We start from the raw sequence: 22,831 nt of genomic DNA, 5'->3' as shown, positions 1-22,831 counted from the left end.
ATCTACAGAAACAACGTCCGGTATCGTCTTAATTCGATGCATCTTTGAGATTGCATTAAAGTTACAGCGTGAAATCCAAATAGGCGGATTTCTTTTTATCGCTCAATTCGAAGGTTTTGGTTTGTTTGTCCATAAGCCCCCGAGCCGTCTCGAAATCGGAGGCGTTCTGGCGTTGTGATGCGGCATAAATAGTCAAAGAACCGGAACCATAGTTGATGTCTGTCAACTGGAAACTGCCGGGACCGCTCAGATTGTAATAAATGCTGTCAGTACCTTCTTCATGATTGAGGCTGACTTCCGCATATACCACGCGATTCGAAGTGTTTGACAGATTAATGTTTCCATTTAAAACAGCGCTGCCGCTGTTAAAATTAAAATCAAGCCATGTTACTGCGCTTGCATTAATCGTGACATGTTTTTTCATGGACCAAGAGAACCATTGGGCCGGACCGGAAGGCGTTACCGTTCCGCAGATAAAGACAGGCTCCGGCGTCAAGGTAATTTCGTATTGACCGGGAGCGTTATAATTCAGATTCTTACTCAGATCCAGCATACTTCCGGTAGCCTGCCTTCGGAAATCATTGAATTTTGTAGGTCGGCCAAATAAGGTAATGTCTCCGGTCAACGCGCCTTTTCGCGGGAATTCTACGACGATTTCTTGTATTTTTCCCGGCTCTAAATCGACAATGGCGCGGGCTGTTTCTTCTTGATGGGCAATATAAAACGATTGAATGCCCACAGGCAGCGTGTACAATTCCAGTCGCCCCATAGAGTTGGTACGGCCATAATCCACCTTGTCCATGGCAACACCCCGTTGAGTTCCATAACGGGGGATAAAATAGGCTCCTTCCAAGGACAGTTCATTAGAGCCGTAAACCACCGCTTTCAAACCGGTCGCACGGTACAGAGGGAAGTCGTAAATTTGTTGACCGTCCCATTTTTCATCAATGGAAAATTCTACCGGTAAGGGGGCATAGCCTCGGGCGCGAACATAGACCGTATAATCGCCCAGTGCCACAAAGCGTTCATGGATCATTCCTTCCGATTGTTTTTGCGGTATGAATAACTTTTCGATCACATAAGGCTGCAGCATTTCAGGGAAGTCTTTACATGCGGCCACTTCAAATTCAGTCAGTGCGCGACCCGTTTGACGATCAAAGGCGCGCCCATGGAAATGGAAACGAGCAGGGATATTATCATCCAGACGGATATCGATCGGCGCATTCTCTTTTTCCGTATTGAGCCGCACATCCTTTTTAACAACACGGTCACCGACACGCAAGGTAACAGCATGCTCACCCCGCGCAATACCTCGGATTTCGAAAGCGCCGTAAAAGTCGGTCTCCGCTTTTTGCCCGGAGGTTTCAACCGTGATACCTGCGATTCCGTCGGTAGAAAAACGTTCATCAACGACACGGCCCTTTATCGCATAATTGGAAGGGGGCGGAGCCGGTGTTTTGCGTCCCTCATCTGCCGGCGCTGCTTCAGCTCCTTCAGATTCCTGTTGTACGACGGCTTGCTGTACGTCACCTGTCGTGCCCGGCATTCGCTGAACAACCTGATAAATAAATAGGCCTGAGATTCCCACTACAAACAGGGCGACAACCGTCAAAAAGAGGGGCAGCAGTTTAACTTTGGCTTTGCCGAGCTTGGTCTTGTCAGCCATCTGAGCGGCTACTTCAGGGCCGCCAATTCGACCGGCTATGCTCAATAGACGCTCTTTGTTGTTGACTTCGTGTTTCAGCGCCTTGACCACTTCTTTTAACAGCGCCTTTTCCACATTCTCACGGGTCCGAGCAAGATCTTCCGCAGCCTCTTTCTTGTCTATTTTTAAAACTTGGGCAATTTGAGCCGCGTTGAGCCCGCAAAAGGCGTTAAGTAAAATACCTTGTTTCTCTTGGGAAGTGAAAGAGCCCAATTCTTCGTTTAAGGGTTCGATGAGTTCCGTTTGAACCCATGACAAGTCCACTGCGTTTTCTGAGCTTTCACGAAAACGGGGTTTGTTCCAATTGGGAATACGTTTGAAGGTAAATTGTTCCGCATATTTTTCTGCAATGGAACACAAAAGGAACCCCAGCTTGCCCGGTTCTGTCAAGGCGACGAGCCGACCGTACCCTTCTTCAAAGGTTTCCACCACTACCTTGTCAGTCATATCCAGATTTCCGGTGCACGCCAGTGCAACCGCGTAAACCAAAGGTTGATATCGCTCAATGATGACTCGGTATGCTTCCGGTTCTCCCTGAAAAATCCGACGAATTGCCGCTGCTTCTGATTTTGATTGTGAAACGAAACCCAATTGTTGATCCCTTAATTGTCGCAGCACAACAATTTAAGATGCCCAAGTGCCGCGCTTGTATTACATTATGACCCTGATTAGCTCCTTCAGCACAAACAGCTACGGGTAAAGTGTACCTATTTTATCCTTTCAAATACAAAGTCACTTGGCAGCCTCTTGAAATGTGCCGCAAAATTCATGAAGATACTGTAGAAATTCGTCGATCTTTCGTTGATCCATGGCTACGGTATGCACCTTATTCGCTTCAGCATACCAGAGCAGCCCTTCCTTCGGAGTCTGCCCCTGTAAGGCATTCAATGCGGCGCCATACAAATACAGTTGGTTTTCATAAGAGCTTTCAAGGGCGCCGCCTGCCTTACCTGTTTTATAATCCACAATAATGTTACCGTCGATCACCGCATCCACTACGCCTCGGATCATGATCGGACCTATATCAAAAAGAAAAGGCACTTCCCGTTCAATGCGTCGAGCACGGGTATATAGTGACCATAACGGTGAGTTACGAAAGGAATGTATAATGTGTTCCAAACTTTGGTACAGGTTATCAAATTGAGATAGGCCCAGCCCTGCTTCCATGATTAATTGACGAAGATCAGGGACTTGATCCTTTTTAAAATCCCACCTTTCAAAAAGTGTATGCACCAGCGTGCCTCGTGCCATGGCGAATTCACGATTGCGGGGAGACTGTGCCGAGAGGTCTTCGCCTTCTTCTGAAAGCGTATCCCTTTCACATTCAAATAGGCTGCTTTCCGCATGGGTCAGGAACGCCAACAAATGCGACACAGAAAAGACGCGCTTTTCTGTTTTTGTAATACCTAGGGGCTGTAATTGCCGATCAAGCCTTTTCGGGTCAAGCTGCAGTTCCATGGCCTTGTCTTTAATTGGTTTGCTCTGATCAGGCTGGTCGTTTTTTATCAAGACGCTCCAACCGTCCCCTTGAGCAACGTCGTTGTGCTCCCATTGGTGTAAGTTGAGTACTTTGTTGAACATGCCGGCCCAGCTGTTTAATCGCGCATCAGATCTGCCACACAAGACCAAATAATCACGGGCACGGGTCATCGCCACATAGAGAATACGGGCGTTCTCCATCATATTCTCATGGTCATCAAAGCGACTCATCAACGCGCCAAAAGCGCCGTTTTTCGTTTCGCCCTCTTCATCCGGCGCTTTGATACTCAATCCGAATTCTTTGCGATATTGGAAGAAATTCCTGCCGGACTTCCTGTTTTCTGCATGTGTCTCCGGTAAAAAAACAATGGGATATTCAAGCCCTTTGGCTTTATGGACGGTGATCAAAGTGACGGCGCCCATTCCTTTCGTTTGAAGGGAAGACTCCCCTTCTTTCAGTTCCATGAGCGTGACTTCTTCCAAGTAGCGCTTAAATTCATGGAGCATAGCCGATCGTGACCTGCCCAAATTATCGGCAAGTTGAATGACTTTACGAAGATTGGCGGCACGCTGCAATCCCAGATGTGAATTCAGCAAGATAGCTTCATAGTTGCTCTTTGCTAAGACAGATCGAATAAAAGAGCCCGGCTCTTCTTCGCGTTTTTCATAAAGCTCTTTAAAAAGACGTCGACCCCGCGTCAAAGCAGGCACATCATCACAATTGTCAGGAATACGGTCGGTATGGAAGGTGGATGCCACGCCTCCCGCCAAAGCCATGCGCATCAAAGTCTCATCGGATACGCCCACCATGGGACTGCGCAATACGGTTAACAACGCTTCCTCGTCCCAAGGATCTACAATCAATTGGAGAAGGGCAAGAATATCTTGAATTTCTCGGCGTTGAAAAAATCCGACCCCTGCGACGCGATTGAAGGGGATGTTCCACGCGCGAAAGGCAGTTTCATAGGCAACCATGTAAGTGCTGCGTCTAAAAAGCAACACAATATCATCAAAGATGGGGCGTCGATAGGCATTCAACGCCGTATCAAAAATTTCTGTACTTGAATTGTCGGCACAGAATTCAAGGATTCGCGCCGCAATGAACTGCGCTTCCAGTTCATGTTTTTTATCTTCACTAAGCTTTTCATCTTCCAAGGTTTTAGGAAAAAAGTATTCAACGCGGGGACCCGTAAGCGCTTTGCGGGGAGCTTGCGTAGGCCTGTACACTTCTACAGCGGCCAGCATTTTTGAAGCGCCAAAGAAGGTATTGACAAAATTCATCACATTAGGAAGAGAACGGAAGTTTTCCTTGAGTCGTATGGGATCCGGATCTTCGTTGATGAAGGTATTGAATAAATCCACTTCTGCTCCACGGAAATAATAGATCGATTGTTTAGCATCTCCCACCACAAATAAACGCGGACCCTTATCTACTGCGCTCAATAGTTTTGCGATTTCCAATTGAACCAGATCGGTGTCTTGGAATTCGTCTATAAAAAGAAATTCTATTTCGGAAGCGACCTGTTCTTTTAATTCTTTATCTTCTCGTAATAAGGCGAGTGTCTCGTTGATGATATCGTCGAAATCAAGGCTGTTATAGGCCTTTCGTGCATTGCGATACGCATCCATTACCCGGCAGCCCACTTGAAAAAAATCACAGGTGGCACGTGCCGCTGCCCGTTCTAAAGTCTCATTCCAAGTGGGCAGCAAACAATCTTCTTTCAAAAAACTATTTGCCTCTTTAATCGCTTCACCAACCCGTTTAAAATCTTCTTCCGCCCACGCCTTTTTAGAGATACTCATTCGCGGAAATTCGGACTTATAATGGTCGATACGATCGCCCAAATCGGTAGCGCCGTCGGCAATAGCCCTCAGCACGCGTATACAAGCAATACGCTGCATTTCCCGCCTATCATCATTTGAGGAGCACAATCCATCCAAATCCTGTAAATTTTTCAGGAGAAAGGGCAATTTTCGGTTGAACTGGCAATTTTGAAGAAAAGATTCTTTAGCACGGCCCCACTGATCATCCCAAAATGCATACAACCTATCGGGATTGTCGTAACGGCTCCTATTCTCTGTATCCAGCCATTCATTTCTTTTGTTAAACATTTCTTTGAAGGCGGATTTTAATTGTTGCAGTCCCCACTCAATAGAAAGGCGTATTGTTGCAGGATCCTTCTTTTTCAACAACTCCTCAATCGTATCGGACAGCGTATCTTCCATTAATTGGTTCGCGTCGGCATCATCAAGGACACCCCATTCAGGATCCATGCCGATGCGCAAGGCATGGGCGCGAAGAATGGAAGCACAAAAGGAATGGATGGTACTAATCCTTGCGCCGTCAACTTCCCGTTCTAATTCGCGCCAGTCGACATCCTCGAAAAGCTCCGCCTTGCGTTGTCCCTCGCGGAAACGCTGACGCAATCGCGCTTTCATTTCATCGGCTGCCTTATCCGTGAAGGTAATAGCCACGATACGATCCAAAGCGGGGCCTTTGTTTCGCCAGTACCGAGGATTACACAGCAAATGAGCAATGCGCTCAACCAATATGGCGGTCTTACCGGAGCCCGCTCCCGCGGACACGCTGATGCGCGGACTGTCTTTTGTGATTGCTTTTATTTGATCATCCGTAAATCTCATACCTATTCCCCTCGTTAATTCTTTTTCACTTGATCTTCCCCCTTACCTAAGGCAGGGTCAAAACTATGAATCAAGGCGCGTTGCTCTTTGGGCGCTATACGCCACTCCTCATAACGCGCTGCTGTATGGGGAGGGATGCGTCCGGAAGTATCTGTCGGCGCAGGTGGAAAATAGCCGGATCGAATACTCGCCACAGCGGACACAATCTGCGACGCTGCTTTTAATCTACGGGCATCACTATCCTCCGCCTTCTTCAGCAGCGCATCGCGTTTATCCCCTTTCAATACAGAAAGATAATAGGCTGAATCAACCTCACAGTCAGGAAACAAAAGTTCTTTTGCTGCATTAGTGTATAGCGTGAGTTGGAGAGAAAGTCCGTCCTTGATTTCTTTCGCTGCCGGCGTGGCGGAGAGTTTATAGTCAATAAGTCGGATCCGGTTTTCACAACGGTCGATACGATCAATGATCCCTGAAAATCGGTATTCTTGTCCGTATAAGTTAAGGACAAAAGGATCGGGAACAGAAGGGGGTTGTATTTCTTTTTTATACACCTCTCCAAAAGAACACTCGAAATAAGAAGGCGAAAAACCATCATCTTCGAAAAAATCTTGTTTCAAAAATCGTTTTAATAAATAAAGGAGACGTTGTTGCTCAATGTCGATGATCGCTTTAGGGAGGATCACCATTTCTGAACGGTGGTCTTGAAAGACCTCTTCGATAATCGTTTTCAAAGTATCGAAAGCCGCTTCTTCGCCCTTTTCAAAAATCTTATGTACCGCAAGCCCTGTGTAGTGTTCATGGAAGCGTCTCAAAATTTCGTGGAGCAAGGTGCCGCTGAGCATAGGCCCCAATTCGTTGTCGGGCTCCTTCAGGCTTCGGATACCTAAGACATTGTTTATAAAGAAATCGAAAGGAAAGCGCAGATACCGTTCCAGACTGCTGACGCTGAAGAGATGGTCTTTACTGTACTGGTCGGCTAAATGTTCCAAGAGATCGGGCGCCAGAATGATACCGTCGTATTTAGAAATACTTTTTTTGCTTTGCCGTTCTTCCTCAATGGCGGCGCAAGCGTCAATGTCGAATAGCCGCGTTGAAACACTTTGTGGTTTAGTCTTGATGCGGTGAAGATAGGCTACATTCGCCAAGTCATGGAAGGAGGCGATTTCTTCAGGTATGGGCACGAAACAATCGGGTAAAGGATCGGGGCGCAGCACAGGCGACTTTTTGTCCAATCGATTTGTTAATTCAACGATGAAGGGACTTGGCAACGAATCACGGCCTGATTTATCTTGTTTGCGCCACGTTAAAAAGAGCTTGGTTTGAGCTGCAGATAGGGCATGATAAAAAATCAGACGTTCACGGTAGGTATGTTCACCACGCCCGCTCAACATAAGATTGTTTTTGCGCAATCGACTCAGATCAATTTCTGAGTACAAAGCATTCCTCGGCGCAGGCCGCGGCATGAGCCCTTCGTTTAACCCGCCCAAAAAAATGTGGGGGAAGCTTTCACAGCGCAAGCGGTCAATGGTACAGCAATACACGCTTTCCCCTTGGGGAGGATCTGTGTGTACCACCACTTCCGCCATGCTGTCCCGCAAAAGTTCCGAAAACTTGGTCCAATCCATGGGAGCCTTGGTGGTGGAATCGTTTGAAAATTCCTGAAGCAGCGCGCGCAATCCTGCCATGGATGGGCCGTGTTGTTGATGTCCTTCGCAGGACCGGATCATTCCCGAATCATTTAAAAAGGCCTCCCACAAACGCGCGTATGCTCCCAAGCTTCCCTGATCCGGTATGGAATCTTCAAAGTCGGTGAGCTTTTGAAAGCGTTGTTGGAAGAGCGCTAAGGCTTGTGGGTTTCGCATCAAGGGAAGGGGCATGCGCCTCTTTAGGGCTGCCTCCGGATCCATCGGCTGCGTTAAGAGTGCCACGGTACGTTCCCAGCCGCGGCGGCCTATGCGAACTTTACAGGCTCTTATAATCGTGGGAAAAGTCATGCAAGCCCCATGATATTCTTCGAAATTATCCCAAAGAGAGGTGGACAGCACCGCTAAAAGCGTTTCTCTTTTCCACTTGCTGAAAAGCTGGATGATACGGGTAACCATGACTCCTGCAAGCGTATCGGAAAGCCGAGGTGCCGGGAAACGGCAGGGAATGCCGAATTCTTCAAAAGTGGCACGAATCATGTAGTGGCTCTCTTGCATATCGGTCAATGCAACGGCAATGGACGAAGGTGACACAGACTCATTCAGAATCATGGTTTTGATCTTCCTGCCGATCCACTCTATTTCATGTTGTCCGTCGGCGCAGGCTTGCAGCTGCAAGTTCGTTTCTTCCTCAAGGGGAATGGTGCATTCGCTTCCACGAAACAGGGTATAAGCCGCGTGTTGAATGGTATTTTTAGGCGGATCCGTGAGATAGTCGATTCGTTTAGCCTTCACCTTCTTCTGAAAATTATCAACCCACGTTTTCTGCAGATGGAAGAGGCCCTCCTGATCGGGATCGGGATCCATATTGATACCAATCACCATCTTGGATACATGCTTTGACAGACACTCAAGGAAACGTTCTTGGGAAGGTGTGAAATCGTCAAAGCCGTCAAGCAAAAGGATTTCTGTATTATTGGGAAGGGTAATGGTCTCTTGGTCGCAATATTCTCGCGCCGCCCAATACAGGCCGGGAACATCATAATAGGCTTTTTGATGCAGGATCTTTTGGTATGCTTTATAGACCGTTGCCGTGAAGATATCCATAGGATTTTGTTGGTCATGAGCGGTAATTGTTTTTTCAAATTGGTCCGGGTCAATAGCGGCTTGTTTCAATTGTGTGATGAGCCGCAAGAGATGTTTAATCAATCCGGGACTTTGTCCGAAAGAGGGCAGCTCGCGGTCTCGTGCCATTTCTTCGAGAATGGTTCTTACGATCAGCCGCCGTTCGAGGCGTGACACCATGCGAATGGGAATGTACTGATTTTCCAACAGGCTGGCTGCAAAGGCAGTTAATTCAAAAGAACCTGCGCCCCAAATTCCGGGCAATCGATGGCTTCGAATAAACTGTTCCAGGCGCTGTCGAGCCAGTCGGCGTGTTGGTGTCAGCAGCAGCGCCCGGCCCCAATGGTTTTCCCAATAGATATCGATATCTTTACTTCGGTCGCTCTGATAGCCTCCGCAAATCAGCGTGATAGTCCCCATATCGTGTATAGCTCCTTTTTCCTCAGTTATTAGCTCCAAGGGTTTATCTTACCCTCCTTAGAAGATAAATGCAACAGACCCCATACTACAAGAGGAATGGACGCGCCGAGGACTATACAGGTGGAAACAGCTTCCCAAATTAAATAACCCCTTTTTACAGCGTTGACACTGCAGAAAGGGGAAGATTCAAGATTGATAAGGCCGCAAATGGGGAGAAGCGTTAGGGCAGCGCTTTGGGGACGACTGCATCATAATTGGGTTCAGCGTTCAAGGCACCTTGACCGGAAACCCATAACAGATGTTCTTTCAGCATTAGCTTGAAGGAGGCGTGCTCCCAAACATCTTCACGGTGACCCATACCGTTATACAGGATACGGCCCTTATCCATTCCGCGGCACCAGATCATGGGATAATCCGGAATATCATATTTGTCTTGTTTGCTTCGTTCTCCGCCAATCTCAAGCAATGCCAGCACGTGCATATTTGTTTTGTCGAACTTATGAAACAAATACCATTCATCTTGCAGGCTCCAAGCGCTTGGCAAAGAAGTGATTGACGGGTGGGTATTGTCGACCTTTTTGACAGTCCCCACGAACTGTTGACCATGGGTTGTAAATTCTGCGCCGATCATGCCGATATAAGGGGTCGGTTCGGGATCATCGGAGCGGAAGGTATCTGTTGCGGAATGAAAGCCCAGAAAGCCGCCGCCCCCTTTAATCCATGCGATCAGCTCTTCTACGCCTGATTCAGCCATGACGCCCTGGTCATCGCCGCCCGATTCCGTTAAATTGCCGGAGGTATAAAAGATCACCACGTCGTATTGTTCCAACGTTTGGGCATTGATTTTTCCCGCGTCCTTGGTACAGTCCATGGTGCCCTTTAATTCTTCGACGATGGGTTGCAAGATGCGTTCCACGTGGCTGGTACCGCTTTTATCATGGCTGATGACGCTGTGTTCGAAACCGGCTGACCGGGTCAACAACAGAATTTTAGGACCCTTATCCTGTGCGCCGGCGAATCCAGCGAAGAGTAGGGCAACAGCCAACACAATAAAACTTAGGCGGAGAGCGTGTTTCATGATCGATATCCTTATGTCATAGGGGATTCAAAAGAAGGGCCGCATCCATGCGGCCTTATATTAGGGTTAGTTTCGACGCAGATAAATGCTGCCCACAGACCAGTTACCGCGTTGTTCATTAATACAGCGGAATTCATTAAATAATTCTATACCTCGTGTCAGGGGAAAGTTGACAGATTCCGGGATCTTTAATCTGGAGACAGCGATAAGGGGCATAAGAAGATTGGTGTATAAACCGGATCGGACGACGATGGTCTGATACGAAGCGGTGTCTGCCGACAGCGGCGGCTCAAAGGTATTAAAATAACCGTGGTCTTGATTGTCCTTGACTTGGTCAATGAAGGCATGGAGTATGGAATCATTATTGGACATGAGGAGTGCGCCGTCCACATAGGCAAAGTAAATGGGGATGAAAAAGGGTATTTCCAAGATCTTCAGCTGCACGCCGCGGTAGGGCGTTTCATAGTCCGATTGCGGCACGATACGCAACACGATTTCTGCATCTTCAGAGTCTTCCAATTCGAAAGCGGAAAAAATGGACGGAAGACCATAGGTTGACAGGCCGCCGATGCCCAAGGCCGCTTCTCCGCTCATGAGGTTCAAGAGGCTGCGCCCGAGAGTGATCCCTTGAGAGACGCCCGGCAGAACCCGCACCGATTCCGGAATGGAGTCAAGAAAGATCTCGGAAAAGTCGGTTTTGGATTGGGTGTTCACATGAATACTCAAAAAAGCTTCCGTGTCAACGGGAAAGCGAGAGCTCCATCGAAGGGCGCCGGGAGGGCCCATGTATTCGAATAAAGCGTTGCGTTTTTCGGTGTTCACTTTCCAATCCACAGCCATATGATCTGGGGCTAGATTGTAACTAAGGATTGTCGGCTCGGCCGCCGGATCTTCCGGATAGAGACGGTTCAAGCGTTCAAACAAGGTTTTGTACATTATTTGAGAAATCAAATCATGTTCGTCTATAAAATTCAAAAAGGGCGCGATAAAGGGGATTAATCGTTCGCAATAAACCAACATCACCAATTCGTGAATATCTTGAATGGGACAGCCTGCACAGCCGTATTGAAGGGGAGCAGGCGCGCCGCTCCGTTGGGCGCTTTCCCGTAACATGGACAGATCATTGCTGATCGCGAGCACGTCGTCATTCACAAAGTAGCAGCCGTATCCGGGATAGTTGTGGAGTGTGATGCCGCCCTCCTCGGACTGGGTATGATCCAGTCGGGTCAACAAATTACCCAAAAGTCCCTTGAAGGACGTGTCTGCTTTTGCCGCATCCGTCACGGGCAGTGCCAAAAGCGCTTTGACGTCGGGCAGATGCGCGAGTAATCCGATCAACCCTTGTTTATCAGATGTTTTCAATGCGGCGGCAGCGTCCGCCAAATCTAAAAATACGGATAGTCCCGATTGGCTGTCAAAGCCCATGGTTGTGAGCACACCGGGCAGGCCGCCTTCTGCGGAAATGCCCAATTGCACAGCAATATCAGAGGCGAAAAGATCAATTTCTGCCATGATATTTGTTTCTTCGTAAAATAGTTGGAGGAAGGGAACCAAGCGATCCAGAAGACTTTCCGCGCCGGGAATGCCCACAGCGAGTTGAAGCGCTTCGGGCTTATAGTGGAGCGTTTTCAAGGTTAAGGGCAACGCTGCGGCTTGTTCCTCAACAACACGGGCAGTGCTGTCCTGTGTGGGTGGTTGATCCGAACTCGGCGCTTCCGATACATCGCCAAAAGACGATGTGCCCATAACAAGGGCAAGCAGTGATACGGTGAGCAGGCGCGAAAAAGGGGATACAAACATGTGTACAGCCATCTTTTTTAACCTCCCGATAACTTTTGTGTGTGATCACTACGTCGGTCTTTACACGTGCAGACCGCAACAATTGAAATCAGCCTTACTTTATAGTTTGATTGGTTATATATCCATGCTCAGTATAATAAGGGCAATGCGCTTGAGGCAAGTTGTTATGGATATTTTGAAATTAGGGGCTTTTGCATCCGAAGCGGCCCTATGTAGTAAAGACTGTTTTAGATAAAAAAGAGTTTCTACAAAAGAGAAAAATAGGCTGTGTTTTGAGATCTTTTCTCGGGGGGTGGGGGTGGGGGTACAAGACCGGTATGATACCGCAAAAAGAAAAGCCGCACCGTTGGTTGGTGTCGGTGCGGCTTGAAAACAACAGGGATATTTTTATCAGCCCACGAAAAGCGGTGCCAATACAAGCGAAATGATGCACATCAGTTTGATGAGGATATTGATGGAAGGTCCGACTGTATCTTTGAGCGGGTCACCGACTGTGTCGCCAACAACAGCCGCCTTGTGCGCTTCAGAACCTTTGCCGCCGAAATTACCTTCTTCAATATACTTCTTGGCATTGTCCATGGCGCCGCCGGAGTTCGCGGTCTGGATACCAAGCATAACGCCTGTGGCAATAGCGCCGACAAGCATACCGGCAAGACCTTCAACACCGAGCGGAGAAAATCCAATCACTACGGGGAAGACAATGGCAAGGCTGCCGGGCAGCAACATGCCTTTAATCGCGCCCTGAGTGGCAATCTTCACGCAGGTTGTGCTGTCGGGGACAACGCCTTCTTTGCCTTCTTTCAGCCCGGGAATTTCACGGAACTGACGGCGCACTTCCTGAATCATGGTGTCTGCACAACGGCCGACTGCGCCAAAGAGTAAAGAAGAGAAGAAGAAGGGCATCATGGCTCCAATGAGCAGTCCCGCCAAAATCAGAGGATTGGCGATACTGACTTCAGTGACATTGGCTGCCAACATAAAGGCACTGAGCAGTCCGATAGCCGCAAAAGCAGCGGAACCAATAGCAAAGCCTTTACCAATCGCGGCGGTGGTGTTGCCGACAGCGTCAAGGTTATCGGTGATTTTGCGAACTTCGGGATCCATGTGCGCCATCTCGGCGATACCGCCCGCATTGTCAGCGATAGGACCATAAGCGTCCACAGCAACGACCATACCGGTCGTAGCAAGCATACCGAGCGCGGCAATCGCCACGCCGTAAACACCGGCAAAATGCGCGGCAACTGCCACGGCAATGGCAAGAACGATCACAGGGCCCAAGGTGCTCTGCATGCCCACAGCGGTACCGCTGGTGACTGCAATGGCAGGACCGGTCTGACAGCCTTCCGCCAGTTTCTTCACGGGACGGTAGCTGCTGGAGGTAAAGTATTCACTGGCAAAACCGACGGCCATACCGCCCACAATACCTACGAGACAAGCAATGGCGGGACCAAACTTACCATAGGTAATGGCGTCAAGCGTAAAGGCTTCTCCGCGAACTGCCGTATAGGCAAAGACGCCGATAATCGCTAGAACAGCACTGACATAGGTACCGGTCATCAACGCGCTCTGCGGATTATTCTTAGCGAAAACTTTCACATACAGAACGCCAACAATGGAAGCAACAATACCAATGGCAGCCACAAAGAAGGGGAAGCTGCGCACAATTTCGGTCGTGTCGGGGTTGGCAATGAACATGACCGACGCAACAGCGAGAGACGCAATGATCGCTTCCACATAGGATTCGAGCAGGTCAGCGCCCAGCCCGGCGACGTCGCCCACATTGTCGCCGACGTTGTCAGCGATTACGGCGGGATTGCGCGGATCATCTTCGGGGATGCCCGCTTCCACTTTACCGACCAAGTCAGCGCCCATATCGGCGCCCTTGGTGAAGATGCCGCCGCCGGAACGTCCAAAGAGCGCCAATAAGGATGCGCCCATGGCATAGCCATTTACAATAACCGGGTCGCCATTAAAAATCTTATACACAATAACCAAACCCAAGAGGGCAACGCCGACCACGGTCATCCCCATGACGGCACCGCCGCTGATGGCTACATCCAGCGCGCTTTTCACACCGCCTTCAGAGGCAGCATGCGCGGTGCGTGCATTGGCTCGGGTGGCGATCCACATTCCGATAATTCCGGCGATAGCACTGGCAATGGCTCCGGCAATAAAGGAGGCGGAAGTCTTCCAGTTCAAGCCAAGATCCGGCCGTTTCAGCCCGATAAGGGCAATGAGAACGGCAATGACAACAACGAAGCCGCTCACCCAAATGTATTCACGTTTGAGGAAAGCGGCGGCGCCTTCTTGGATCGCCCGGGACAAGGCAACCATTCGGTCAGTTCCCTGCGGCTTTGACAGCACATATCGGGCAAGATAGGCTACAAAGAGCAAGGCAAGTACGGCGGATGCACCCGCCACAATGAGGAATCTATCCAGCATTATAGAGATCTCCTTCCTATGGGGTTGGTTGTATGTTAGAGATAGGCGCGAAATGCAAGGATACGCCCCGTTCGATCCTATCTCTTTATTTTTTATCCTGTATCATGTGCAGCGCTTGTTGTGCCGCACGCTGTTCAGCTTCTTTTTTACTCGAACCACGACCGCTGCCCAAGTGTTGATCTTGAACAAAAACATCCACGAAGAAAACTTTCTTATGGTCGGGACCTTCGTCTTTCGTAACAAAATGGGGCAAGGCGATATGTTGTGCCTGACAATAATGTTGCAATTTCGATTTATAATCCCAAACAGGCGCTTCCATGCGAACCTGATTAAGTTCCGATGCAAAGGCGTCGCAGATAAACGCATGAGCCGCTGCCCAACCCAAGGTCTGGTAGACAGCGCCGATGACTGCTTCCAACGAATCAGCAAGTAACGACAGACGATTGCGACCGTTCAAGACTTCTTCGCCCTTGCTCAAGCGAATGTACGCACCTATACCCAAACGGCGCGCCACTTCGGCAACGCTGTTGCGGTTTACTATGGTTGCACGCATCTCAGTAAATCTGCCCGGATTACCGTCAGGAAAGCGATTGAAAAGAAAATCAGAGACGGCTAAATCCAAGACTGCATCGCCTAAAAACTCCAAACTCTCATAACAGCGCAATTCTTCTGAATCGGGCTCACATAAGCAGGAAGCATGGGTAAGCGCCTCATCAAGCGCTTCATAGGACGGCAACTTAAGACCAAGTGCTTCAGTCAATTCACGCAGCGCCGCCAAACGTTCTTCATCCATCAGGCTATCACTTATAAGTTTGGAAGACCAGCGTTGCATTGTGCCCGCCAAATCCTAACGAGTTTGATAGGGCAATGTCAACTAAGACCTCCCGCGCCGTGTTACCCACCACGTTAATGGGACATTCCGGATCCGGATAATCATAATTTATATTAGGATGAATGGTATTATACCGAATAGTAAGTATACATGCAATGGACTCGACAACACCTGCCGCGCCAAGCAAATGACCCATAATCGATTTTGTCGAACTCACGAAGGGGGTGTCAGTCCCGAAAACATCCAAAAAAGCGAGAGATTCCGCTACATCATTCAAGCGCGTACTTGTGCCGTGGGCGTTGCAATAATCAACCTGATCCGGCGCGATACCGGCCTGCTGTAATGCTAAGCGCATGGAGGCTGCGGCACCTGATCCGTCGGGACGGGGCGCCACAGGATGATAGGCATCACTTGTTTCTGCCGTGCCGGCAAGAGTCGCCAATATCTCCGCGCCGCGGCTGCGCGCATGGGCTTCTGATTCCAAGACCAACACGCCGGCTCCTTCTGATAGGACGAAACCGTCACGGTCGCGGTCAAAAGGTCGGCTCGCTTGTTCCGGCGCATCATTACGCGTAGACAGGGCGCGCAACGAACTGAAAGCAGCGAGACCATAGGGTATCACAGTGGCTTCTGTACCGCCGCAGAGCATTACATCGGCTTGTCCCAAACGGATTGCGTTGGCAGCGGCGATAATGCTTTGCGCGCCGGTGGCGCAGGCGGTCACCACACAGGCATTGGGTCCTTGCAATCCAAATTGCATGGCAACAGTGCCTGCCGCCATATTGGATAAGCCTTTGATCATTAACAAGGGCGACACGCGGCGAGGCCCCGATTCGTGGAGTTTAAGAGCGTTCTCTTCGATATCTTGGATACCGCCGATACCTGTGCCAAGGTAAACGCCGCAGCGATAGGGATCTTCGTGGTTCATATCGAGCCCGGATTGCGCCCATGCCTGATTCGCCGCTTCCAGGGCAAACAAAATAAATCGGCTTTGCCGTTTCAGCTCTTTCGGGGACATCGTATCCGGGACAACATCTTCCGCCATGCCGGCAATTCGCGAAGCAGTTCGTTCATCCACAAAATCAGCGGCGCGAATGCCCGAACGGCCTTCGACAAGGTTGTCCCAAAATGTTGTGCAGTTGTTTCCTACGGGCGACACTACACCTAAGCCCGTCACGACAACACGATTTTTGTCCATAGTCATTTCCAGAGAGTTGCATCATATGTCCCCCCTCACGGCAATGCTGCTATACCTGCGCTGATAGGCAGACGGCGATGGGAAGCCGCCTCTCAATGGGCGGCAGAAAGCGTCTTGAAAGCAACACACAGCAATGCCACGACAAAGTCGGTGTTTGCGCCCCCTCAGACGGTATCGCCTTGGTCAGTCGTTCTTCGATTCGTTCAGCTGTTTTTCAATAAAATTGATAGCATCGGCTACCGTATCAATGGAATCGGAAAGGTCATCAACGAGGATATCAAATTCTTCTTCCAAAGCCATCATCAGTTCGGTAAGGTCCAAGGAGTCAGCGCCCAAGTCTTCGACAAAACGCGCATCATCGGTAATTTCGTTTAGGTTTCGGTCAAAGCGGTCGGCAATTAATTGTTTAATTTTGAGGGAAAGATCTTGGTCCATAACAAATCGTCCTTATTTTTTTTCTGAAATGGATAACTGCTTCTGTGGCTGCATGATCGGCTCGCCGCAGCATCCGGTGCGCCGCGCCGGGAAATCTCCCAACCATACATGGGCGATGTAAAGAAGTTGTCTTACATCGGCTTCTGTCGGTATTATGGCACATTCATAAAGTTAACGACAAATTGTTTACCAACTAACAGTTTAACAAGGGAGCAAAGAAAAAGGGTGTGAAAGATTATCCGAAAAAAAGAAGGCTGCCCTATGGGATATTCACCGTTGCGCTGATCGCCCTGATACTGAGCGGCGCATCACTGCGCGATCCCACGACCACCGCCCCCCTCCTGCAGGGGTTCCTGCGCAGCATCCTGCTATTCTTGAGTCTGCTATGCTTTTGTCGGTGGCTGCCGCGCCGCTTTTCATTGCCGGGCCAAATTCTCGCCGCCATGGTGGCAGGTATTGTTGCCGGCGCTTTACTCCCCCTTCTGGGCGAGGCAGATTTTGTCCGTGATTATATCGGGATTTTCGGGCGTCTCTTTATTCTGCTGCTCACCTTCACGATCCTGCCCCTTATTTTTGTGTCCGTATTAACGGGAACAGCAGGCATAGGCGATCCGTCAAAACTGGGTTCTGTCGGCACAAAAAGCCTCGTCTACTATTGTACGACCACGGGACTCGCCGTGTTGTTGGGGCTCTTCCTCGTCAATACAATTCGCCCGGGCGTCGGCCGCACCGCCCTAATACCGGAACAGAGCTCAGCTGCAGCCTTATCCGAAACAGATGGGGCCCCGGCGGCGGATGGTGCCGCTGAAACTGAAGATACGGTTCCTTCACTCGGGCGCCGTCTTCAGGATGAGATCCTTCCATCCCTCATCCGTAACCCGGTCATGGTCGGCGAAAATCCTCTCGTCGTCATTTTTTTCGCGTTGATTTTAGGCGCTGCCCTTGCGACTTTGGGCACAGCAGGACAGCCGGCGCTGCAGGTCTTTCAAAGCCTGGATAAGGCGCTGATCCGCATCATTATTTGGGTCATGTTTTTGGCGCCTATGGGCGTATTCGCACTCATGACCTGCGCCATCTCAGATTTGGGACTAGGCTATATGCTCACCTTGACCAAATACTTCTTCACGGTGATGCTCGGCTTAAGCCTTCATTTTTGTGTCTTGTGTTTTGTGATTTGCCCGCTTTTGGGGCGGGTCTCGCCGCGCTTTTTTTTGAAGAAGATGATCCCCGTTTTTCAAGTAGCCTTCAGTACCTCGTCAAGCCTTGCTACACTGCCGGTTTCCATAGAATCTGTGGAAAAAGGGGTGGGTGCCGATCGCAGCATTACAAATTTTATGCTGCCTTTGGGCGCTACCATTAATATGGACGGTACCGCTCTTTATTTAAGTGTGGCAGCGCTTTTTGTGGCGCAAGTCTATGGCATGCAGCTTGGTTTTCAACAGCAGTTCATGATTTTTATGACGGCTATACTGGCGTCTATCGGCACAGCGGGTATCCCGGGCGCGAGCATTGGGCTCATGGGCATTATTTTCAGCACTGCCGGCATTCCGATGGAAGGTATCGCCATCGTCTTGGGCGTGGACAGACTCCTCGACATGAGCCGCACTGTCGTGAACGTGACCGGCGATTGTGTCGGTGCCGTGGTGGTGTCACGGGGCGAAGGCAAGATCTTTGCGCCCGCTGCGCCCGCCGTTCTTAGAGCAGATCCGTGATGACTGAATGGAGCGAGGCCTCGCTCATGCCGCCCACATTCACACGGGCCACTTTGCCTTCTTTGTCGATGAAAACCATGGTCGGGATGCTGGTGATATGATAGAGTTCGCTGGCAATTTCCGAATCATCCAAAGCAACGGGCACATCTACCGATGCACTTTTCAAAAAGGCTTCGATCCCTTCCACGGAATCGCCCAAGTTCACGGTCAAGATGATGACGTCTTGATCTGCGAAAGAGCTGCGGGTCGACGCCACTTTCGGGATGGCAGCGCGGCAAGGGGGACACCATACTGCCCAGAAATCCAAGACCACGGGCCGTTTCCCTAAATGCTCGGACAGATCAAACGTACCGCCATCCATCAATTTCAGGGAGAAACTAGGCGCCTCTTTGCCTTCGACGGGATTGGGTACGGCGCTGCATTGCGGTCCGACAACTGCCGCCAGCACGAGGGCGGTCAAAAACAGTCCACGCGGCACTTGGTGGTAAACACGTTGTATATGTTTTGTAATTTGATATTGTAGTTTCATGGAGTTACCTCATCTCATCATTTGTGTAGTCGCACACTATATATCTTAGAAAAACACGTGTTAAAAAGCTTTCATTCCGAAGAAATTTCATAATAGGGAAGTGTTGGCGGCAGCATGGCTTGGCAGCGGGTTAAAATCAGGATTCTTTGTCCACTTCCTATATGAATCTCTTCGCAGGATAATCCCGCTTTTGATGCCGATTGAACATCACGGTCTACATGATTATTCCGTTGGCTCCGCTTTTCTTTGAATCCTGAGGGCGGCTGTGTCATAATAACCTACTCATTTTTTTTGTACGAATCTCCCCGTATGTTTCGGGGACTGTCTTTTATGGAAGGGCGGTTATGCAGGAAATCATTGGTTTACACAATATAGATATTGCCATTATCACCACGTATATGCTGGGAACCCTCGCATTGGGATTCTTTTGCACACGTTATGTGGGCAATGCGGAAGACTTTTTTGTGTCCGGCAAGGCTTTACCTTTTTGGGCCATCGGTTTTTCCATTGTAGTCAGCGATATTGGCGCTATGGACTTTGTGGCAGTCGCCGGCGCAACTTTCCGCCACGGTGTTTCGGCGGCCAACTTTGACTGGATGGGCTCCATGCCTGCCATGGTCTTTGCCGCTTTCGTCTTTGTACCCTATTTTTGGCGCACCGGCGTGTTCACCATTCCTGAATTTTTAGGCAGACGCTACAATTCTGCTGTGCAGTTCCTCAATGCCATCATTTGGGCCATCGTTCTGTTCCTCAGCTTGAGCATTATGTTGTGGGTAACTGCAGACAAACTGATGTACACCGTATTGGGCTGGGATGCCATGTGGTCCTTGTGGCTTATGGCGATTGTGACGGGTCTCTACACCTTTTCCGGTGGTTTAACCGCTGTTGTCTTCACGGATGTGGTGCAGCTGATTGTCATGTTTGTGGGCGGCTTCGGTCTGCTTATCTTGTCGCTGTGGGAAGTGGGCGGCTGGTCGGCATTGCGCGAACAAGTCTTGGCAAAAGGCCCGGAATTCCAAGAACATTTCACGATCCTTTTACCTCACGACACGACCGGACCATTCCCTTGGACAGGCATCGTCTTCGGACTAGGTATCGTCCTTGCCATTGCCTACATGAGCGGTAACCAAGTTATTGTACAGCGCACCCTGGGCGCACGGACGGAATGGGACGCCAAAGGCGGTATGTTGGTCGGCGGCTTCCTCAAGTCCATGATCCCGCTCATGGTGGCGCTTCCCGGTCTTTGCGCGTTGATTTTGGTTCCTCAGCTGCCCATCGAAGAGGCTGATCGTGCGGTGCCTGAAATGATTCGGTTGCTGTTGCCGGCGGGGCTGCGCGGGCTCATGTTTGCCGCCTTGTTTGCCGCGCTCATGTCGAGTATATCCGGTACACTTAACTCAGCAAGTACTATGTTTATTACGGATATTCTCGGGGAAATGCGTTCTTGGATCGGGAAAAAGCCGATCACCGAAAGACAAGCTTTGCATCTCGGCCGTGCTTTCACCGCGGTACTCATCATACTGGCAGGTATCTTCGCGAAACCCATCGCCAACCGCGAAAGTATTTACGTGTTTATGCAAACCATCTTGAGTATGTTCCAAGGGCCAACCCTTGCCATATTGCTTTTAGGTATCACATGGCGGCGCGCCACGCGCTGGGGCGGGCTTGCCGGGCTTACCCTCGGCGTGACCTTCTGTTTTATTCTCCAGTATACTCCGGGACTCTTCACTTCTGATTATCCCTTCCTCTTCGTAGCATGGTGGTCCTTCGTGTTCTCCCTGATCGTCACGGTTGTGGTCAGCTTGCTGACCGCGCCGGAATCAGAAGAAAAACTGCGCGGACTGACCTGGGGTTCTGTCATCCAAAGCAATGCTGCGCAAAAGGCGTTACAAGAAAGGAATAACTAAGCATGGAAGCACAATTTGAAGCTTTTTGTACGACCTGGTTTCATCCTGTACTCAGTCGTGTATTTCACCCGATCAATACCCTGCTCAATCCCGTTTATCAACCTTGGGCAACCTTAGTCGCCCTCGTCTTTTTCTTTGGTACCATGCTTTGGGTTTGCGTTATCCTCAAGGAAAGCTATGTCAACTTGGAGCGGCCGAACAATCGATGGTACACCGATTTGCGGTTGTGGACGATCCTGTCCATGTTGCCCCATGTATTCGTTTATTATTACTTTCGTTAAGGAATCAATCCATGTCTCACGAGATCGATATCAATAAAGAATCTGAAATTCAAGCTGCCAAGGATATGAAGAAACGGGACGGCGAAACCAATATGGCTGTCGGGATTTTCCTTTTCGTATTAGGCATTCCCGTCCTCATCGGAACCATGTGGGCGATGGATAAGCCCAAGGCTGCGCTCATCAATGCTGTTTGCGGCATCGTGCTCCTTGCGTTAGGTGCCGGGATTACCGCTTACGGTTGGCGCGGCTTCCGTAAAGCGACCAGACCCTAGCCCATGCCCGCTTTATTCCTGCCGCTGCGCATCAATGCCGACGATGCACGACGCCAATTCGCACTGCGTCGTTTTACCAACCTCTACGGGCTGCGGCGGCGCAGACCGATCAAAAGGACGGCTGACGGAAAAGCTGCGTCCTTGGAGCTTGTCTGGATGCCCGCCTATGCGTTCCGCCTAGAACTAACCCATAAAGAGGTGCGCAGCAGCGCTTGGATTACGGTGGACGCCAGCTTCGGCAGTTGTGCAATTTTCGAAAGGGTTTCCCTCTTATATGAGCGTGAGACGGAGGAAGCGTGCTTCCCGCCCCGTATCTCCGTAGAAGATGCCGAACATCGGGCGCGGCGCGGCATGCTGCGTTATGTGCTGCGGAAACGGGGCACCAAACCGATGATCGAAAATACCTTGGAAATGCGACCCTATTACGCTCCTGTTTGGGTCTATTATTTCTACCGTTTCGGAAAAAAAATCGATATCGCCATTCTGGACGGCTACACCGGCGGTCCGATGGGCGGACAAATGCGCGTCGCCATCATCAACGCCTTTATCGCACAGGGCAAAACAGACGATAGAGCGCCCGATCTCGAATCTGAAGGTCATTAATCCCCTTATGCTACAGGGATATCAATCCTCAGCGACCGCAAGCGGGTCAATGTCGTAGAGTCTCATTTTTCGCCAAAGCGTCGAACGGGACAGGCCCAGCTTTTTCGCCGTTTGACTCTGATTACCCTTAAGCGCCGTCAGCACATGACGAATATGCTGTGCCTCCATTTCCGCCATGGACAGCAATTTTTCTTCCTGTTGATACGCCAGCGCCGGGCGTGGTCGAGATCCCAGCCGTACATATTCTGGAAGATCTTCGCTGACAATCAAATCTCCGTCAGCCATGATAACGGCATGGGCGATGATGCTCTCCAATTCGCGGACATTGCCCGGATAGTCATAATGTCTTAAATAAGAGGCGGCGGCAGCATCCACACCGCTTATGTGTTTATGATGGCGTCGGTTGAATTGAATGAGAAAATGGTTGACTAGGGCGGGAAGGGCGTCCATACGTTCGCGGAGCGGCGGAATTCGGATTTGAATCACATTCAGCCGATAATACAGGTCTTCTCGAAAAGTGAGGGATTGAACACCTTCCAACAAATCACGGTTGGTCGCCGCAATGATGCGCACGTCCACTTTGCGGATTCTTGAATCGCCGACAGCACGGATTTCCCCATTTTGAAGGACGCGCAAAATCTTCGCCTGCGTGATCGCCGACATATCGCCCACCTCGTCAAGGAATAGGGTTCCTCCGTCTGCCGCTTCAAAAAGACCAATCTTATCT

17 protein-coding genes are annotated in these 22,831 nt (G+C 50.0%); 5 read left to right on the top strand and 12 right to left on the bottom strand.

Features of this window, described 5'->3' with window-relative positions; genetic code table 11:
- Positions 1-61 precede the first annotated feature (61 nt).
- The 9 genes from GX117_13925 to acpP all read right to left on the bottom strand — a co-directional run bounded on the left by GX117_13925 (position 62) and on the right by acpP (position 16,800).
- Complete coding sequence (locus tag GX117_13925) at positions 62-2,152, bottom strand: carboxypeptidase-like regulatory domain-containing protein (GenBank protein ID NLO34428.1); 2,091 nt, start codon at positions 2,150-2,152, stop codon at positions 62-64.
- 285 nt (positions 2,153-2,437) lie between these two features.
- A complete protein-coding gene (locus GX117_13920) occupies positions 2,438-5,827 on the bottom strand; it encodes a UvrD-helicase domain-containing protein (protein ID NLO34427.1) in 3,390 nt (1,129 codons plus the stop codon).
- Positions 5,828-5,841: 14 nt separating this feature from the next.
- Complete coding sequence (locus tag GX117_13915; protein NLO34426.1) at positions 5,842-9,015, bottom strand: hypothetical protein; 3,174 nt, start codon at positions 9,013-9,015, stop codon at positions 5,842-5,844.
- Between the two features lie 220 nt (positions 9,016-9,235).
- Entirely contained in the window at positions 9,236-10,093 is an 858-nt protein-coding gene (locus GX117_13910) for a ThuA domain-containing protein (protein ID NLO34425.1), read from the bottom strand.
- A gap of 66 nt (positions 10,094-10,159) precedes the next feature.
- Positions 10,160-11,905 carry a hypothetical protein gene (locus GX117_13905; protein ID NLO34424.1) on the bottom strand — a complete coding sequence of 582 codons (1,746 nt, stop codon included), beginning with the start codon at positions 11,903-11,905 and terminating at the stop codon, positions 10,160-10,162.
- Between the two features lie 378 nt (positions 11,906-12,283).
- Entirely contained in the window at positions 12,284-14,332 is a 2,049-nt protein-coding gene (locus GX117_13900; protein ID NLO34423.1) for a sodium-translocating pyrophosphatase, read from the bottom strand.
- Between the two features lie 88 nt (positions 14,333-14,420).
- Complete coding sequence (rnc, locus tag GX117_13895) at positions 14,421-15,128, bottom strand: ribonuclease III (GenBank protein ID NLO34422.1); 708 nt, start codon at positions 15,126-15,128, stop codon at positions 14,421-14,423.
- A 7-nt stretch (positions 15,129-15,135) separates the two neighbouring features.
- A complete protein-coding gene (fabF, locus tag GX117_13890; protein NLO34421.1) occupies positions 15,136-16,371 on the bottom strand; it encodes a beta-ketoacyl-ACP synthase II in 1,236 nt (411 codons plus the stop codon).
- 177 nt (positions 16,372-16,548) lie between these two features.
- Positions 16,549-16,800, bottom strand: coding sequence for an acyl carrier protein (acpP, locus tag GX117_13885; protein NLO34420.1), 252 nt, complete (start codon positions 16,798-16,800; stop codon positions 16,549-16,551).
- Between the two features lie 227 nt (positions 16,801-17,027).
- On the opposite strand from acpP, the gene GX117_13880 reads away from it, so the two are divergent.
- Complete coding sequence (locus GX117_13880; protein NLO34419.1) at positions 17,028-18,512, top strand: dicarboxylate/amino acid:cation symporter; 1,485 nt, start codon at positions 17,028-17,030, stop codon at positions 18,510-18,512.
- Here GX117_13880 and GX117_13875 read toward each other — a convergent pair.
- The gene (locus GX117_13875) at positions 18,496-19,041 is read right to left on the bottom strand and encodes a TlpA family protein disulfide reductase (protein NLO34418.1); all 546 of its coding nucleotides are present in this window, start codon (positions 19,039-19,041) and stop codon (positions 18,496-18,498) included. The two genes, GX117_13880 and GX117_13875, sit on opposite strands and share 17 nt — an antisense overlap.
- A 71-nt stretch (positions 19,042-19,112) precedes the next feature.
- Positions 19,113-19,313 (bottom strand): hypothetical protein, encoded by a 201-nt coding sequence (locus GX117_13870; protein NLO34417.1) that lies wholly within the window; start codon positions 19,311-19,313, stop codon positions 19,113-19,115.
- A gap of 72 nt (positions 19,314-19,385) precedes the next feature.
- On the opposite strand from GX117_13870, the gene GX117_13865 reads away from it, so the two are divergent.
- From GX117_13865 to GX117_13850, 4 genes are read left to right on the top strand one after another with little or no spacing between them, the layout of a single operon-like run.
- Positions 19,386-20,948, top strand: a complete 1,563-nt coding sequence (locus GX117_13865; protein NLO34416.1) for a sodium/solute symporter — start codon at positions 19,386-19,388, stop codon at positions 20,946-20,948.
- A gap of 2 nt (positions 20,949-20,950) precedes the next feature.
- Complete coding sequence (locus GX117_13860; GenBank protein ID NLO34415.1) at positions 20,951-21,229, top strand: hypothetical protein; 279 nt, start codon at positions 20,951-20,953, stop codon at positions 21,227-21,229.
- Positions 21,230-21,240: 11 nt separating this feature from the next.
- Entirely contained in the window at positions 21,241-21,501 is a 261-nt protein-coding gene (locus tag GX117_13855) for a hypothetical protein (GenBank protein ID NLO34414.1), read from the top strand.
- Positions 21,502-21,504: 3 nt separating this feature from the next.
- Positions 21,505-22,104, top strand: a complete 600-nt coding sequence (locus GX117_13850; GenBank protein NLO34413.1) for a hypothetical protein — start codon at positions 21,505-21,507, stop codon at positions 22,102-22,104.
- Positions 22,105-22,125: 21 nt separating this feature from the next.
- Here the strand turns inward: GX117_13850 and GX117_13845 are convergent.
- Positions 22,126-22,831: sigma 54-interacting transcriptional regulator (locus GX117_13845; GenBank protein ID NLO34412.1), on the bottom strand; the 706-nt coding region annotated here is incomplete at its 5' end.

Source organism: Candidatus Hydrogenedentota bacterium (genome assembly GCA_012523015.1).
Lineage (GTDB): Bacteria > Hydrogenedentota > Hydrogenedentia > Hydrogenedentales > CAITNO01 > JAAYBJ01.
Note: the sequence above shows the minus strand (reverse complement) of the source record. Positions and strands in the feature narration are given on the sequence as shown.